Below are 478 nucleotides of genomic sequence, written 5' to 3' on the forward strand. Positions count from 1 at the left end.
TGCCGAAGGGTGAGCATCGGTTGTCGTTTTCTGTGTTGGGGCGGGAGTTTGAGACGGGGTCGTCGGGTCCGAATCCGTACACGATGGCGCCGGATTGGTTGTCGGCGTTGTGGTTGGGGTTGGTGGCGCGGGATCGTGGGTTGTTGGATGTGTTGCGGGATTTCGAGCTGGAGTGGATGCGGGCGTCGATGGAGGCGGGGGTGTCGTTTGATCCGTTTCACGAGCAGTGGGCGCTGGGGTGGCAGATGTTGTTGCGGGGTGAGCGGGGTGAGCCGGTGGCGCAGCAGGTGTTGGAGGTGATGCGGTTGACCGATCCGGAGTTGGCGCCGTTGGCGGGTGCGGAGAGTGTGTTGCAGCGGGTGTGGCCGTCGGTGCGGTTGTTGTGGGATGTGGTGTCGGGAAGCCGTAGTGAGTTTCGGGGTGATGTGCGGACGGCGGTGGAGGCGAGTAAGGAGTTCTTTACGCGGCCGGTGGAGAA

1 protein-coding gene is annotated in these 478 nt (G+C 63.4%); it reads left to right on the plus strand.

Annotated features, from left to right (window positions below):
- Positions 1–83: 83 nt before the first annotated feature.
- A partial coding sequence (locus tag ACPXB3_RS22515; RefSeq protein ID WP_425729863.1) for an immunity 49 family protein occupies positions 84–478 on the plus strand: 395 nt, incomplete at its 3' end.

It is taken from the genome of Gordonia sp. DT219 (assembly GCF_049847065.1).
Lineage (GTDB): Bacteria > Actinomycetota > Actinomycetes > Mycobacteriales > Mycobacteriaceae > Gordonia.